General features: G+C 62.2%; 17 protein-coding genes and 1 pseudogene. 8 read left to right on the top strand and 10 right to left on the bottom strand.

Annotated features, from left to right (window positions below):
- Window positions 1–166: 166 nt before the first annotated feature.
- The 4 genes from AC5Y7E_RS14530 (at window position 167) to AC5Y7E_RS14545 (ending at window position 2,354) form a co-directional block, all read left to right on the top strand.
- The gene (locus tag AC5Y7E_RS14530; RefSeq protein WP_499949557.1) at window positions 167–679 is read left to right on the top strand and encodes a hypothetical protein; all 513 of its coding nucleotides are present in this window, start codon (window positions 167–169) and stop codon (window positions 677–679) included.
- A 17-nt stretch (window positions 680–696) separates the two neighbouring features.
- A complete protein-coding gene (locus AC5Y7E_RS14535) occupies window positions 697–1,728 on the top strand; it encodes an HNH endonuclease family protein (RefSeq protein ID WP_499949558.1) in 1,032 nt (343 codons plus the stop codon).
- Window positions 1,729–1,902: 174 nt separating this feature from the next.
- Complete coding sequence (locus AC5Y7E_RS14540) at window positions 1,903–2,178, top strand: hypothetical protein (RefSeq protein ID WP_499949559.1); 276 nt, start codon at window positions 1,903–1,905, stop codon at window positions 2,176–2,178.
- Complete coding sequence (locus AC5Y7E_RS14545) at window positions 2,175–2,354, top strand: hypothetical protein (RefSeq protein ID WP_499949561.1); 180 nt, start codon at window positions 2,175–2,177, stop codon at window positions 2,352–2,354. The genes AC5Y7E_RS14540 and AC5Y7E_RS14545 overlap by 4 nt, the downstream gene beginning before the upstream one ends.
- Window positions 2,355–2,530: 176 nt before the next feature.
- On the opposite strand, the gene AC5Y7E_RS14550 is transcribed toward AC5Y7E_RS14545, so the two are convergent.
- The 5 genes from AC5Y7E_RS14550 to AC5Y7E_RS14570 all read right to left on the bottom strand — a co-directional run bounded on the left by AC5Y7E_RS14550 (window position 2,531) and on the right by AC5Y7E_RS14570 (window position 5,966).
- The gene (locus AC5Y7E_RS14550; RefSeq protein WP_499949562.1) at window positions 2,531–3,088 is read right to left on the bottom strand and encodes a hypothetical protein; all 558 of its coding nucleotides are present in this window, start codon (window positions 3,086–3,088) and stop codon (window positions 2,531–2,533) included.
- A 3-nt stretch (window positions 3,089–3,091) separates the two neighbouring features.
- Entirely contained in the window at window positions 3,092–3,457 is a 366-nt protein-coding gene (locus tag AC5Y7E_RS14555) for a hypothetical protein (RefSeq protein WP_499949563.1), read from the bottom strand.
- A 289-nt stretch (window positions 3,458–3,746) separates the two neighbouring features.
- On the bottom strand, window positions 3,747–4,913 hold the full coding sequence (locus AC5Y7E_RS14560) for a permease (protein WP_499949565.1): 1,167 nt from the start codon (window positions 4,911–4,913) through the stop codon (window positions 3,747–3,749).
- A gap of 65 nt (window positions 4,914–4,978) precedes the next feature.
- On the bottom strand, window positions 4,979–5,320 hold the full coding sequence (locus AC5Y7E_RS14565) for a metal-sensitive transcriptional regulator (protein WP_499949566.1): 342 nt from the start codon (window positions 5,318–5,320) through the stop codon (window positions 4,979–4,981).
- Window positions 5,321–5,822: 502 nt separating this feature from the next.
- Complete coding sequence (locus AC5Y7E_RS14570; protein WP_499949567.1) at window positions 5,823–5,966, bottom strand: hypothetical protein; 144 nt, start codon at window positions 5,964–5,966, stop codon at window positions 5,823–5,825.
- Window positions 5,967–6,192: 226 nt separating this feature from the next.
- Here AC5Y7E_RS14570 and AC5Y7E_RS14575 point away from each other — a divergent pair, with 226 nt between their 5' ends.
- On the top strand, window positions 6,193–6,768 hold the full coding sequence (locus tag AC5Y7E_RS14575; protein ID WP_499949569.1) for a hypothetical protein: 576 nt from the start codon (window positions 6,193–6,195) through the stop codon (window positions 6,766–6,768).
- A 348-nt stretch (window positions 6,769–7,116) separates the two neighbouring features.
- Here the strand turns inward: AC5Y7E_RS14575 and AC5Y7E_RS14580 are convergent, their stop codons facing one another.
- The 5 genes from AC5Y7E_RS14580 to AC5Y7E_RS14600 form a co-directional block, all read right to left on the bottom strand.
- Window positions 7,117–7,797, bottom strand: a complete 681-nt coding sequence (locus tag AC5Y7E_RS14580) for a hypothetical protein (protein ID WP_499949570.1) — start codon at window positions 7,795–7,797, stop codon at window positions 7,117–7,119.
- Between the two features lie 980 nt (window positions 7,798–8,777).
- A complete protein-coding gene (locus tag AC5Y7E_RS14585) occupies window positions 8,778–9,284 on the bottom strand; it encodes a hypothetical protein (protein ID WP_499949571.1) in 507 nt (168 codons plus the stop codon).
- The gene (locus AC5Y7E_RS14590; RefSeq protein ID WP_499949573.1) at window positions 9,281–9,727 is read right to left on the bottom strand and encodes a DUF2742 domain-containing protein; all 447 of its coding nucleotides are present in this window, start codon (window positions 9,725–9,727) and stop codon (window positions 9,281–9,283) included. Before AC5Y7E_RS14590 ends, AC5Y7E_RS14585 begins: the two co-directional genes overlap by 4 nt.
- Before the next feature lie 134 nt (window positions 9,728–9,861).
- On the bottom strand, window positions 9,862–10,056 hold the full coding sequence (locus AC5Y7E_RS14595) for a helix-turn-helix transcriptional regulator (protein WP_499949574.1): 195 nt from the start codon (window positions 10,054–10,056) through the stop codon (window positions 9,862–9,864).
- 285 nt (window positions 10,057–10,341) lie between these two features.
- Window positions 10,342–11,448 (bottom strand): tyrosine-type recombinase/integrase, encoded by a 1,107-nt coding sequence (locus AC5Y7E_RS14600; protein ID WP_499949576.1) that lies wholly within the window; start codon window positions 11,446–11,448, stop codon window positions 10,342–10,344.
- A 490-nt stretch (window positions 11,449–11,938) separates the two neighbouring features.
- Between AC5Y7E_RS14600 and AC5Y7E_RS14605 the strand changes: the two genes are divergently transcribed.
- The 3 genes and pseudogenes from AC5Y7E_RS14605 to AC5Y7E_RS14615 all read left to right on the top strand — a co-directional run bounded on the left by AC5Y7E_RS14605 (window position 11,939) and on the right by AC5Y7E_RS14615 (window position 15,048).
- Window positions 11,939–12,265: a hypothetical protein gene (locus AC5Y7E_RS14605; RefSeq protein WP_499918515.1), complete on the top strand. Its 327-nt coding sequence runs from the start codon at window positions 11,939–11,941 to the stop codon at window positions 12,263–12,265.
- A gap of 245 nt (window positions 12,266–12,510) precedes the next feature.
- A pseudogene (locus AC5Y7E_RS14610) lies at window positions 12,511–13,227 on the top strand (class I SAM-dependent methyltransferase); the annotation flags it as partial.
- 1,047 nt (window positions 13,228–14,274) lie between these two features.
- A complete protein-coding gene (locus AC5Y7E_RS14615) occupies window positions 14,275–15,048 on the top strand; it encodes a DUF4268 domain-containing protein (protein WP_499949577.1) in 774 nt (257 codons plus the stop codon).
- Window positions 15,049–15,152: the final 104 nt, after the last annotated feature.

The raw sequence follows: 15,152 nt of genomic DNA on the forward strand, positions 1-15,152 counted from the left end.
TCCGCAAAGAAATCCTCTGGGAATCTGAGACAGCCACTGACGCGGAGGTCCGAAAGATGGAGCGGCACTTCATCTGTCAAACTGGTGCGAACAACCCGGCTATCGGCTACAACCTGACTCCGAGGTGGTCGGAGTCGCAGTAGAGACATCTGGCAAGCTTCGAATGATGTCGCACGAAAGGCCAGTGATTAACAGCGACCAGCAGGAACTGTTGCATGTTCTCGAGAAGGGGCCGTGTCACCGATTCGCGGACTGGCCCAACCCGTCGGTGCCGAAAGTCGCCGCTGGCGTCTACACCGTCTGGGAGCAGGGTCGGCTGGTTTACGTCGGGATGTCGGGTCGGGGACTTGCGGCAGAAGATATTGCCGCACCGGACGAGCCAGCGAAAGCCAAGGGGCTGTGGACGCGGCTGGATTCGCATGCGTCTGGGCGCAGAAGCGGCGACCAATTTTGCGTGTACGTGTGCGACCGGTTCGTCGTGCCGCACCTTTCGCCTCAGCAACAGGTGCAGATAGGTGACGGTGTGTTGTCGCTTGACGCACTCACTCGCAAGTACATCCGTGATCGCTTCGAATACCGCTATGTGACTGTGGATAACGGCCGTGACGCGTTGGCGTTGGAACGCGATGTGCAGCGGGGTGCCATGAGTGTCGGCAAGCCGTTTCTGAACCCGCTTTAAAGTCAGGAGTCTTATAGATGGATCGCGGCGACGCAGTTGCGCGGTTCACTCACGAGGTGCCATCGCTGGATTCGTACTGGCGGGCCATCGTTCTCTTCGGGCAGAACGTGGCCTCGTACAAGTTCGCGTTGGCTGGGGCCTTGCTTGAGATTGGTGCTGGCTCCGAGGTTGTCAGCCTGGATGAACTCGCGCTGCCGTTTGCCAGTCGAGTTGCTGAGCATCTCCGCACACACGACAAGCAGGGAACCTTTCAAAAGAGCCGCTTCCTCGACGCCTGCCGCGCCTTTAACAGCGGCGAACTGGATGCCGACGGCTTGGGCGCCAAGACCGTGAAGTTGGGCTTCCAGAACGTGATCGACGCGTTCCACATCGTCGATCAATCCGAGGTTCCCGAACGGTTTTTCATTGATGAGCGCAAGACAGGCAAGGGCATTCGCATCACGGACCACGTTCGTGGGTTGCTGGATGACGGGCACGGGCCGAACTTGCGCGAAGAGGTTGAGGCGCGCTGGCGGCTGGTGGAAACGGCATGGGAACTCAACCTTCCCCGGCAATTGCTGACCGTGGAGTTCGAACCAGTCACCGAAACGCTCGTGGTGCCCAGGCGGCGCACCAGCATCACCAGGGCGCGAGCCGCCCTGAACGGCTACCAAAAGGGGCACTGCTTTTACTGTTATGCGCCCATCAACATTGCCGGCGGCTCGGCGATCACCGGTCAAGTCGATCACCTGTTTGCGTGGGCGGCCGGGCCGGTCATCGGTGGCGCACCGGTCGATGGAGTTTGGAACTTGGTGCTGGCGTGCGCCCGGTGCAACAGTTGGCATGAAAAGTCAAACCGCCCACCGCATGTGCGCTATGTGGAGCGACTCAGTGTGCGGAACGAATTCTTGATATCCAGCTATCACCCATTGCGACCGACATTGATCGCGCAGACAGGTGCAACGGCGTCGGATCGGGCTGCGACGCTTAAGCGCGCACTTGACCACGTTTCGGTCGGTGGAGCGCGTGAGCAATGGGTCGCGCCCGAGGAGCTACCTCCTGCTTTTTGAATAGTGCGGCCTAATCTTGGGCGACGTGCAGCACGTGCAACATGCCAAGCTGGTCCGCGACCGCATACCGGATTTGTCAGCTACGGGGTGCCCCACACGTCATAGCCGCACGTCAGGGATGATTGCGGTCGCTGCCAGCGTTGCACCTAGTGGCGTGACCGCGCCGGGAGGGGGATGACCAAGATGCTCTACTACGCCAACGCGTTGCCGCAATACGCCACCAAGCTGCTCCGGCTTCACGCGCCGGTCACGGGTGACAAGGTGGCCGACTGGGAAGCCTGGAAGAGGGCCAAGGCCGAGATGTGGCAGCCGGAGACCGGATGGTGGCCGTATTCGGGGGCGCAGGCCGAAATTCTGGGGACCGGCGACTGGGACCCGATAGACCCCGACGAGGTGGTGGTGGTCCAGGCCAACATGATCGTGACCGACGAATGGTACGCCGCGAAATGACCGAAGCCGCACAGCTTTTCGACGCGGAGTTCGAAGGCCAACCGCCGCAAAAGTTCATTACCCTTCAGAATGCGATGAACTGGGTTGAAGACCTCGACCGCCCCACCGGCACAGTCAGTTTCGAGGGCCAGCCAATCGTCCGGTACACCAACGGCGACGTGTCGCTCGCCAGATAGCCCAACCCGCCACCCGAATTCAGCCCCGGCACACACACGGCCGGGGCTTCGTGGAGTACGGGACAGGACCACCCCAAGGTGACCCAGATGGGTCACCTGATCCGTTTGGATCACCTCCCATGTGAGTCAAATGACTCTTGTCCGCAGAGCCGCTAGACCCGTTGGCCGGTGGACCTTTACTCTCGGGAGCCGCGTTTCATCCGCCTGCGTTGGTCTGGGGCCGATTCCGGCGGCTCTCCGAAGGCTTGCACCTCGTCCGGTGTGAGGTCCAGGGCCTCGGGCATCGACAGGCCGATCTCGCGGGCCTCAGTCAGCGTGCGACTTGCCTCGCGGTGCGGCCTGGCCTGCGGCGGCTGTAGGCGCTCCCCGACAACGCAATTAGGCTCATGCCTTGGCTTCAAGATGATTTGGTCGTCCGCTGTGACCGTGAAACCTCGCTGCCCGCCTACAGGGAACCTCTCAAACGGTGCATGCAGACCGGACGGCAGTTGATAGCTGCGGCAGTTCACCGGCTTGCCGTGCCTCTGCCTCATCAACTCAGCCGTCCGCTGCGCGCACTGCTCCTGCTGCTCATCCAGCGCCGTCTGTTCATCTAACAAAACAGCATTGCCCTGCTCGCCCTGGGCGATCTCGGCGCACACCTTCTGCAACACCGACGCATAAGCGCCAGGCTCGTGCGTTGCCATCTGACCGTCAGCATTCGACACCACCCGGCCGTTACGCGCAATCGGCATCGCTTATCCCCCAGCCTGCTTCATGCGCTCGCGGTTCCACCTAGAGTGCGCGGCCCTCTGTGCTTTTAAGGATGTGGCGGATAGCGGCGCGGCGACCTCGGTGGAAATGCTGCGGAAAAGCCTTGTCACCGCTTGTTCTGTGAGTCTGATTTCGGTTGCCAGCCGGACCTTCGCGGCTCCCTTTGCGTCAGCGTATTCGGCGGACAGTTCAACCTTGCGGTCGATAGCCTCCCCGATCATCGACAAGACCTGCTCCTCAGCGGCCGACCAAACCAAATCACGTCCGGCCCTTCTGGACGAGTCGGCCAACTCCGCGTCGAGGGACGCCAGAAGCCACTGTGCCTCAGTGCTTTTCGGGATGTGACGCATTCGTCCAGTCTAGCGCCCATTCCTGCGCTGATCCGTGCCCAGCCGGATCGCGTGTCTCGGCCATGTGACCCGGCGACCTACCAGGGCGCTCCCCCCCACCCCCCGCGTGGTTGCTGCGGCGCGTGCAGCGAAGATGGTCGATGGTCAGCGGGACGGGATGGTGACCGTGTGAGTGTGGCTGTGGCCGTTGGTGTCTGGATGGTGCATTGTGTGGCTGTCGCGAGTGTGGTTGTGTGCCATGGTCGCTATGTTTGCGCTGATGGAGGCACGGGGGTTGGCCCACCCACCCTCAATGGTCACAGTGAGGTTGACCGGATGGTGCGCTGGGCGAACCGCCCATCATGCGCAGCATAGGTGTCCCCCCGGTTCGCACGAAGCGGATCACCAGCACAGCGGCTAGTATCAGGAAAACGATGTTCAGCCACGTCGTGTAGTTCCACGAGATCCCAGCGTGCATCACCATCGCGCTGCGGTGGGTTGGAATCAAATCGGTGGCCCCGAAGAGCAACTCAACGAGGTACCCGGCAGCGACCATGGAAGCGTAAAAAGTACCGAGCAAGATAAACATCATGCGAATGCCGTAGTACTTCCGATAGATGTTGAGGATCGGCAGGATCAGCAGGTCCGCGAAGATGAAGGCGATCACTCCACCGAAGCTGATGCCGCCGTTCCACAGCACGGCAGCAAGAGGCACGTTGCCAATTGAGCATACGAACGCCGCTATTGCGACGGTCGGTCCCACGATGGGTCCCCACAACGCAGCAATCGTTGGATGGTCGATTATAAAGAAGTTCTCCCAGAATCGATTTGGCACCCATGCAGCGACTGCCCCGGCGATCAACAGACCGATGACGAGATCGCGCAGAATCGCAGCCCACTCCATGATGAACACATGTGAGACAGACGTGAAGGCGTCTCTAGAAAACAGACGCTGCCCAAACGACCCTTCGCCTTGCACCGACATGTCCATCGCGGCATGGCCTTCCATCGACCCCGCGATTCCCAAGTTGGCTTGCTCACGGGCAGCTTCAATGAGACGGGATCGCACGAACAGCCGGAACAACACCGCCAGCACGACAATCATGATGGGACCGCCGATGAACTCCGCAGCGGTGAACTGCCAACCCATCAACAGCGCGAGGATAATTCCCAACTCCACAACCAGATTTGTGGAAGCGATCTCAAAGGCCATGGCCGCCGTGAAATTCGCACCCTTGCGAAACAAAGAGCGGGCCAACGCAACCGCCGCGTACGAGCATGACGACGATGCCGCGCCCAATCCCGCCGCCACTGCCAAGGTGCGTGGGCGATCATCACCAAGCAACTGGACAATTGTCGATTTGCGCACCACTGCCTGGACGATGGCCGACAGTGCGAATCCCAGGATCAATGCCCACAGGATTTCCCACGTCATTGATCCGGCTAGCGCGAGAGCATGCCCGATTGAACCCGTCAATGGACTTCACCGCGACCCGAACTGCTGCCGCCAGCGGCTGGCCGGGGCCAGGTTTGCGTTGCCACTCACGACGCGCCAGCTTTCACGGCCTTGTCGGTGGTGGTGCCGTTCAAGCAGGCATCCGGGCCGGTTAAGGCGGGACTGAACTTAAGGGCGTCAACGAGTTCCTCTATGGCCGATGCGCCCCGTCCATCCAGCACGGCCTCTGAGAAGCAGGTCTCTAGGTGGTTGTGCAGCATCACCCTGTTCGTGCGCTCCAGTGCCGACTGCACTGCAGAAATCTGTTTCATCAGATCCACGCAATAGGCGTCGTTTTCGAGCATCTGGATGATCCCATCGAGATGGCCCCGCACCGTCTTTAGCCGGTTGAGCGCCGCACGCTGTTTGGCCGTGAGTTCCTGTGCCATCTTCGTCTCCTCGCGCTTTCGTCGGGGGCAAACGCAGCCGACTCACCTGCCCAGCAACCGCAGTCTATCCCACCCCACCCAGGGTGGGGTAGCATGACGACAAATCGACCCAACAGGACAGGGGGCTTACGCCATGACAGGTCCGACCGCCGCAGATGAGACCAGCAGCGCGACCGAACAGCCCAAGAACTCTCGACGCCAGCCAAGCCGCCTAAATCAGGCATTGGCGTGGGTGGGCATCGTGGCTGGCGGCTTGTTTATCGTCGCGGCGATTTTCTTCTCGGGGTTTTTCCTGAGTTGGTGGAGCTTGAATGGTCCGGGGCATGACCATAGAACACCGATGGCTTGCTGTCCGGACATGAAACCGGGCGAGATGATGAAACCAGGCGAGATGATGCCTGGCGGGAGGATGGGGCCAACTCCACAGTCGCCCACCACCACTCCCACGACCAACCCTCGGCCATAGCGCCGAGGGTCGAGCAAGCACGCGGGCGCTCCATGTTCACCCTGACAGGTAACAAAGCAGCCGGTGCCGAAGTTTGGGAGGCAACACGATGACGACGTGGTGCAGCGGAAATAGCTGGGGCTGGTGCAGCATGGCCGGAAATATTCCGGCGACGGTGCTGCTGTGGGTCGCCGTCGTCACAGCGATTATCCTTGCGGTCCGCTTAGCCAGCAGGCGCCCAAGCGATCCGCCGGTTCCGACGGGTGCCGATTCCATCCAGGCCGAAGGTGTGGTGGCCGCGCGCCATGTCCGGGGCGAAAGAGACAACGACGAATTTTTCCGCCGATTGATGTAGTCGCGTGGGAAAGGTTGATCGCGAAACTCATTCACCACGGCCACATGATCGAGGCGCCCAGGAGGTCGTTTCATGACTACATTCAGTCGGCGGGCAGCGCTCGCTGCGCTCGGTGCTAGCGCGGTTATGGGTATCGCGTATGCGCTTCGCGGAATCCTTGGTTCACCGGTCCTAGGCATCCGCCTGACCGACGGCGGCATGATGGGTGCCAGCCCGGCGGACATGGGCCTCTACATGGACATGTTCAACCGACACAACGAAATAACCCGCACGGTCGAAGAAATCCCCGGCGGCATACGCACCACCACCCAGTCCGACGCTCCCGATCTCGCTGCGAAACTGCACGCACACGTGTCAAGCATGTACTCCCACGTTGACCACGGTTCCGAGGTCATGTGCATGAGCGGCAGCCTGCCGACACTGTTCCGTAACGCTGGCGGCTACCGCCGCCAATTGACCCTCACCCCCACCGGGGTTATCGCCGAAGAAACCTCCGATGATCCGGCCCTCACGCAAGCCATTCGGGCGCACGCCCAGGAGGTCACGGGCTTCGTGCGCGATGGAATGCCGCCGATGATGCGAGGCATGATGGGCGGAATGATGGGGCCGGGGATGATGGGGCCTGGCGGGATGATGGGGCCTCACTGACGTTCATCACCGCCGGTCCATCGGTGTGGTCTGTTGCGGCGGCGGGCCCGCGCCCAGGGTCGTGAGGCGACCTTCGCGCCGTGCCCGCATTCGCTCAGCCGTGAAAGCTGGGCCAGTTGCTCGCTGCTGGTGACTTGACCGGCCGTCATTGTGATCCTGTCGGCGCCGGTGACTGTCGATGCCGGGACAGCAGCAGTCGGCGGTTGCGGCGGCGCGGCCGGTGCGGTGCTGGTCTTCCAGTCCACTGCGCGCTGCGCGTTATCCCATATGCAGCAGCAGGCAAATCGCCGGACAAGGGGAATTCCGGCACGCCTGTGTGTGCGCTCACTGCTGCAATGAACTCAGGTGTCACTGGCTGGACGGGTCGAAAGACTCCCCGTTCGTGTACGGCTTAGCCGTGATCGCGGCCGAGTACGGGTTGTACAGCGGCGGCGGCGGATTGTCGTTGGCGATGGCCTTGGTCAGGGACGCGTGGTTCCGCGCCAGGACGGCGTGCTGCTTGGCCTTGAGCGTGGCCTCGGCCTGCGCTTCATCGAGGCCAGGAACTCTGGACGCCAATGCATTCGACAGCCACTCGGATGGGACGCCACGAGACGCCAGGTAGTCCGGCAGTTCCTCGGCTAGGTTCGCAATCTGGTCATCAGGGGCTGAGCGAATCAATTCCTGCACGGCCGCAACCAGTTTCGCCTTGTCTGTGACGCTATCCAGCACGCGCTCCTTGCGGTGCCAGAAAGACTGTGCCGCAAGTCGGGCCTCGAGATCGTTGCCGACCTTCTGTGCCCTGAACAGATCGTCCACGCGGCCTTGCGCGGCGTCGGCGTCGGCCTTGGCGGCATCGAGGGCGGGCTGCAAAGCGAGCGCAGCATCGGACATCTGGAAGGCACCAGCATTGTCCTTAAGGATTTCTGGTGCGATGTTGGGCGAGTGGGCTGCGCGCCAGTCCGAATACTGTTGCGCCACCTCCTGTTGCGTCCGCAGGGCATGCTCTACCGTCGTGGTGCCGCCGGGGTCGGTGAAGCCGAGCGGCACGGGCGGCGGGTATGCAGGACGTGACGGCCTGGTGCCCGGTAGGTGGCTGAATGCCGACTGGGCGGGGCTAGCAAGTGCTGCCATGGCGTTTCCTCCTTTGGATCGGAATGCGCTGTTGCGCATCAGTTTAGACGACAACCACGCAGTTGCGCGGTCACCGCGCCGTTGTCCTACAATGCATCTCGCGCATACGGTGCCCGACCTTGGTAACGCTCTGGCTCACGACGCAGCCACTGCAACGCAGGACAGGTGCGCACCCTGTTGCCCGCAGAGCATCGGCTGCCCGCACTCGCAGCAGCGGGGGGCGCGCTGGGCGGCGCGGCGAAAGTGGCTGTGCGCGGTGCGGATTCGGTAGTCCATTGCAAAGTGGTGGCGCCTGCATAGCTGGACATAATCTGCAGGGTCGATGCTGTACCAGCAGTTTCGCTTTGGGTCGAGACGCAGATTTTCCGGTGGCACTGAGGGTTTGAGCGCCGCCTGCAACTTCGATGCCTTCCCGCAGCGGGCGCACGTTTTCCCCACCAGTCTCTTTCGGGCCTGGCGATGCACCGACTCGTAGGTTGTCGTCATATGCGAAGGATCGCATGGATAGGGTCGGCGGTGCAATCGCTGCCCGGCCCGATACGGCTGTGCGCCTTGCTAATTCGCCTGGCGGGGCGTGATCCGTTTGGATCACGTGTCGCGCCCTCACGGTGCCGCGCCTCGGGCTATCGTCGCGGCCTAATAGGTTTGGCGGCACTCATCGCACCGGGACCTGCCCGCTGAATGCTTGCGTGCTCGCTCAGGCGCGCAGGACACACAACCTCAGAGGCCACACGCCGGGGCTGAGTCGCACGCTCGCAGACTTTTACGGCTTCCGGATGTCCCAATGCCGGAGAGCCGGTTTCGGTGCGTCTGCTGGCATTACTCATTTTGTTCGGTTCCTTCGCTCCTCTTCTTACCTGCGTCGGAATGCCTAGATGAGAAGCCGGGGCGTGCTGTCACGGCTCGTCCTCGCACCACTGCTTGAGGTCTGCCGCATAGTCGGCATCGCGGTCGGCGTCGCTGGTTTTGCGCTGCCCGTTGCTTAGTTCCGTACCCCTGTTCCGTTGTCCAGGCCCGTCCCGTCCCGTCCCGTCCCTTTCGCTTTTCGAATCGCTAAACGAATCGGTTTTAGTAGTGGCTTTCGGCTTCCGTGGGCGACCGCCCTTGCGCCCGTTTGCAGAGTTGACCGAGGACTGGTGCAGCCATTGCGCAGCGGTCATCTGCCAACCCTGATGGGCGTATATCTGGTAGTGCCCACCGTGGTCCTCCCAGAAGCCGAGATTTACCAGTTCCTCGGCAGCCTCCGGGTCGTGTGACCATCGGTGCATCTCGTCCTTGGCAAGCCGACCGTCAAGGTGCTTGGCGTTCGACCACACCAGTCCCTCGACATGGAGGCGGAACGCGGGGGCGGTCAGCCTCCAACACTGATCGGCGAATTCGTCGCCCAGCTTCGTCCAGGTCATGCGACCACTCGCCGGAGATAGGGCCGCTCGGCGTAGAAATCGGCCCGCTGACGTATAGCCCGCGCAATGGCGGTCCAGTCGGCGCCTGCCGAGATAACGCGTGCCGCCGCAGCTTCCGCAACCTGGCCCGCGCTGATGCTGTACGCCATGGCCTCGGCCGCATTGAGTACCGCCGACAGCTTCGCCGGGTGATCGTCGGGCAGGCTGCACCATGCCGGCGTTCCCAATGGTGGCGCTGAAACCTCCTGTGCCACAAAGTGTCTGCGCTGCCGGTTGATGTAGTCGTGAACCGGCCACCATGCAACCTGTCTGCTAAGGTGGTCGTAGCTTGCTGCGATACGGTGATCGACTTGCTGCTGCTGTTGTGTGAGAGCCGGTGTCTGACCGCCCCGGCTTTCGCCATCATCAGCGCCTGGCGGTCCTGACTTCGATTTGTTTTGCATTGTGGGCCAATCGTTTTAGTTTTCGGAACATGTCAGTTGGTTTCCTCTCTCGGGTTTGTCATGCCGGTTGGTCAGCCGGGGTTGTCAGCAGGTCAGTTGTCGGCGTCGGCCCTCCTACAAAATCATTGGTGCGCTCAGTCTTCCCCGCCCACGCGAACGAACAGCGCCTCCAAGTCCTCAACGCGGACGAAGACCTGTCGGCCTCCCTTTGGGCGGTACGCGGGTAGGCGGCCCTCGTAAATCCACTGGCGAATAGTCGAATACGGGACGCCGTACGTCGGCTCTATCTGCCTCAGCCGGATCATCTTCTGCTTGGGTGGCGCGCCCATCGGTGCAATCTCCTTCTGGGAAAACAAAAGCCGAGAAGCGGAATCATCAAGCGGCGCTTGGTGTCCAGTCTTCCCGGCTGCTATCCCCAGTGGGATTGGCTAACACCAGTCGAACGGTCGAACTCGGCTCTTCAATTGGTTGATACCGGCACATGTTAGCACGGTCCAGCGGTAGGCGCTCGATGAAACCCGTTGTCCCCCTTGGCAAGTTCCCATGTGGCATGTAGAAAACCTCTGGTCAAATCGCCAGAGGGTTCCGTTAAGCGAGTCGGCGTGTCGGGGGGGCTACTGAGCGGCCAGAGCCGACAGCGCGGCGGCAATCTCAGCGTCACGGCCGGAAACCACGCTCTGGTAAATCAACGATGCCCGCACGGTGCTGTGACCCAGCCGCGCCATCGACTCCGCGAGGTTGCCCACCCTGGCGATCTGCGTCCCAGCGAAGTGGCGCAGGTCGTGGATGCGTAGGTCGCTGCGCCCAATGTCGTCGAGCGGCTTGGCAATTGCATCCCTAAACACCTTGTCGTTAAGGTGACAGCCACCTCGCTGCGGCGGGAACACCAGCCCCTTCGGACCCTTGTCCGCGAACACGTCGAGGTGGTGCTTGAGGTCGGCGCGAATATGCGGCGGGATCACCAAGGCACGCGGCTTGCCGCTCTTGGGGGTATCTATGCGGCACTCGCCCCGGTGGGTGGCTCCGCGCCCCACGTACAGCACCTCAGCGTCCACGTCGATGTCTCGACGGCGCAACTCGATCAGTTCGCCCCACCGCACGCCGCACCAGGCACTCACCAGGATGGCAGCTTTCAGCCTCTCCGGTACAGCATCGGCCAGGGCGGCGACCTCGGGCACGGACAGGATGACTGGCTCCCTCTTGCGTTGTGGGTTCATCACCCGCTCAATCTGGCAGGGGTTCGCGGGTAGCAGGCCGTCCTTGACGGCGGTTGCCATGACGGCATGGAGCAGCCCGTAGGCGTGGGAATTGCGCCGGGTGTGCAGGGTGCCCAGCCCTGAGTACCAGCTTCGTACCCGGTCGGCGGTCAGCTTGTCGATGGGCAGCGCGCCCAGCTTTGGCGTGATGTGATGTTCCAACAGGCTCTCGTACATCAGCCGTGTGCGTGCCTTCACCGGCCGGTCCTTGATCCACTGCGTGGCGTACTGCCCGACCGTGATTACGCGGGCTGTGCGGGCCGCCGCACGGCTGGCCGGGGAGGTCCAGGTGTCCAGCTCGATCAGCTTGCGTTCGTCGGCCAGCCAGCCCTCGGCCCGTGGCTTGGTGGTGAACGTCATCGGCGCGTTGTGCCGGACCAGTTCGTGGATGTAGGACGCCTGGAAGCGGCCGGACGGCAATTTGCGGATGTGACCCCAGCCTCGACTGCCCTTGGTGCATGCCATGTGATTCCCCCGTGCGATCTCCGTGCTATCTCCCACAGTACCTGCCAGCGATTGCCAGCGGGGCCAGCGAACGGCGACAAGCGCGAAGTGCCTGGTAGATGGTTATTTACGCAGGTGGCGGCACATGTCCCGGTTTTGGTGGCCGACTAATTCGAATCCTGCCGGGGGCACAGGTGGTTGTATGACGTCGGGTGATGCGTGACAGTCTGTCTTCGGCTGATGTGTGACAGTGTTTCGGCTGATGCTTGACAGTTAGTTCGGCTGATCCGCGACACTCCTTCGACTGAGGGAGTTGAGCGTGGCAGAGCAGTGCCGAGAAGGTTGGCAGGGGCACCATCTGAGCACCGAGTGAGCGGCCAGATGCACTGTTGCTGGCCCGCCCAAGGCGCGTCCGATATCTGCCCGCGTTTCGACCAGGTGCGTAATTCTGCGCATCGTGGCAATACCACAAGGCGAAAGAAAGGTTAAAGCAGACGGGAGGCTACGACGAATGAACCTCGGCATTTCGCGTGTTGGAGAACCCAAGCCGCTGCACGGGCCGAGGACCCTCTTTCCGTCGGCGTTGAGGCAAGTGCGGAACGTGTACGAGATCGAGACCACGCCGCTTCCCGCCTGGCCCAGAGGCGCCAACTGGCGCCAGCACTTCAAAAAGCAATTCTCCGGCCACGACCGGTTCCGGGCTGAACATGACGGGGTCAACAAGATCGAGGCAGCATGCTTGCCCGATGATGAGCCCCACTTGATCGAAGCGGTAGATGCGGCGATTGAGAAGGCTAACGAGGAAGAGGGCACCGTCGCGTACACGGGCAACATCTGAACAGTTGCCCGGGGCGTCGCGGCCCTCCCACGCCTCACCGCCAGAAAGCGAACTCAAGAAATCGCACGACGAAGGACCCGGTGTGTACGCACAGAAAAACGATTAGCGCACGTGTAGCGTTCATCTCCGCACGAATAGGGCAGCGTCTAAGATCACGAGCGGGGGTGCTGGGCTTGGTGTTGAACTTTTTGACCCGTTCGAAACGGGGCGCCGGCGGGGCGGCCAAAAGTCTCGAAATCGACAGTATGCCGCGCGGGGGCCCGGACGCCTCATGGCTGGACCGGCGGCTGCAAACCGATCGTCTGGAATACCTCGACCGCGACGATGTCGACGATCTGAAGCGCAAAGTGGTCCGCTCATTGGAGCGCATGGAAAGGTTTTCAGGTACCCAGAAGAACTTCGCGCGCATCGCGCTCGATGAGGTCGCCGAAGTACCCGATCCCAACATCATCGAACTCGGTGCCGGCCACGGCGGGTTGTCGCGAGCGCTGCTGGAGATGCATCCCACCGCCCGAGTGACGGCCACGGACATCGACCCCACATTTGTGTCGACCATCGCCGAGAGCAACCTCGGCAGACACCCGCGTGCGGTGGTCCGCGCGATGGACGCGACCGCCATCGACGCCCCCGATGGCCATTACGACCTCGCCGTGTTCGCCCTGTCTTTACACCACCTGCCACCGCCGCTAGCCGCTCGAGTATTCGCCGAAGGCACCCGCGTCGCGAGCAAACTGCTGATCATCGACCTGTCGCGCCCACCGTCGTTGGTACACATTGCGCGGTTGTCGTTGACCCTGCCGTTCGCGCCGATATTGCCGGTACCGCATGACGGATTCATCAGCGCGCTACGCGCTTACAGCAAGTCGGCGCTGCGGACGTTGGCTCAGTACGCCGACCCGGCGATCAAGGTCGAGCTGCGGGGCGGAAAGACATTCAAACCGCAGATAGTGGTGGCGAGCCGAGTGCCCAGCCGGGAGACGTCGTTCGACAACGCTCAGCTCCCTAACCCCAAGGGCCTCAAGGGCCAGCCCACGACGCAGCGGCCGAAACGTCGACAGGCGTCACCCGCCGACAAACTGTCGAGCACCAACTGACGTCATTCGGCTGAGAGCGCTCCCGGCACGTTTCGGGCGCACAGCAACCGCGCGGCCTTACTCCTCCTCCGACGGGACCTCCGCGCGTGCTTGAATCACGACCCGGGTCCACAGCAACGAACGACCAACGTAAATCGAACCGTTCGATCCTCTAGTCTTCCCGGGTCAGGAGGAATAGCCTGCGGTTTATGAAACGAGAAATCGTTGGATTAGCAACGATAATGCTAATGTCCGGCGGTTTGGGTATGGCGAGTATGGGGCCGGGCGCTGGTATCGCTCACGCCTACACCTATGGCCCATTCCAATGGTGCCCAGGACAAGCTATGCCGAATGATCCACCTCGGTCGGATGCCGACCTAGTTTGGGACATGAGTGTGTGCCACACCTATTACTTCGCCTACGACGTGCGGACTCACGCTCCCGCGCACTACTGGGAAGGGCCTAACCTCTTCCCAACTCCAATCCCGTCACCCCCGCCGCAACCTTTACCACCGGATTGCCCTCCGTGGTCGCCCATCCTTGCGCCGTCACGGTGCGGGGGCCTCTGATAGGCAAAAGGAGAAAGCCTCACGACCGATCCGCCCAGCGTTTCCCTGAGGCGGACCCGAGCCAGGGCGGTCTGCCCCCGATCGCGCCGGCGGCTCAAGGGTGCAGAGCGGTTGCGAGATTTCACAATTCCCGTGTAACTGCCAGCTGAGGCATTTACGCTCGAACCGACGAGTCGGGCAACGTCACCAAACTGCATCACCAATCGCGGAGGTTTGGGCGAGCATGTTGTCCCGCGGCGCATCTCACGGCCACGACGGCGTTCAACAGTCACTTGTAGTAGCCGCCTCATGACTGCCCAGTCGATGAGCCGGCATCCGTCCGGATTTGCCGCCGAGTTCCGCCGGCTGGCTTCGCAGCGGTGACGTCATGGATGCGGCGAACTTCTTCTACATTCTCTTTGTTGTCTTCTTTGTCGCGATCGGTGGAATCGTGCTCGGGGCGTTGGTCGTTCAGACGAGGCCCGCGAAGGCGAGGGCCGCCAAGGCGAGGACACGAGCGGCAACCGCCAGGAAAGCAGCCGCCCGAGACGCCGATGTTCGCCCTGCCGGAGTCGGGATCGAGGTGGTCCAGGCCGGCGGCCCCACCGCGGCGCCGGACTCCGAGGCGGTCGCTCAGCCAAGCAAGTCGGGGAGGCAAGACAACCCAGCGACGCTGACCGAGCGCTCGAAGCTGTATCGGGACTTCTGGGAGCAGTTTCTCAATCGGGTCGGCGCGGAGCACCCTGGCTGGACAAAACGGAAAACACCGACACGCGCCTCGCGATACAACCTGCCTACCGGCACGAGCGCGGTCTCCTACTCAACCGCCTTCACGCACCAGGGTCTCGGCGTGCAGCTCTACTTCAGCAGCCCCGATGCCCGTGTCAATTTGGCCCGGTTCGAAGCACTCCATGCGATAAAAGACGAATTCGAGCGGGCCTTGGGCCAGGACGCCGAGTGGGACGACAAGCCCGGCAAGAAGGCCGCCGCCATCTGCGTCACCTCGCAGTTCGACGACGTCGCGGATGTGGATCTGTGGCCCGCGATGCTGGACTGGGTGATGGATCAGCATGGGCGGTTCAGGCAAGCGGTTGAAGCGGTCGGCGGGCTCGGGAGTCTCAAAGAGACGGCGCCTTCCTTGCGTCTGGCAGAAGCCGGCTGACTGGACGTCGCCCGCTCCTCCCCTGGCCGGACCAGGCGGATACGGCCGGAAGACGCCGCGGGCTAACCGAATTGGGACATCGCTCAGGCCGATCGAATTGCGAT

Source organism: Mycobacterium sp. NGS17 (assembly GCF_059813205.1).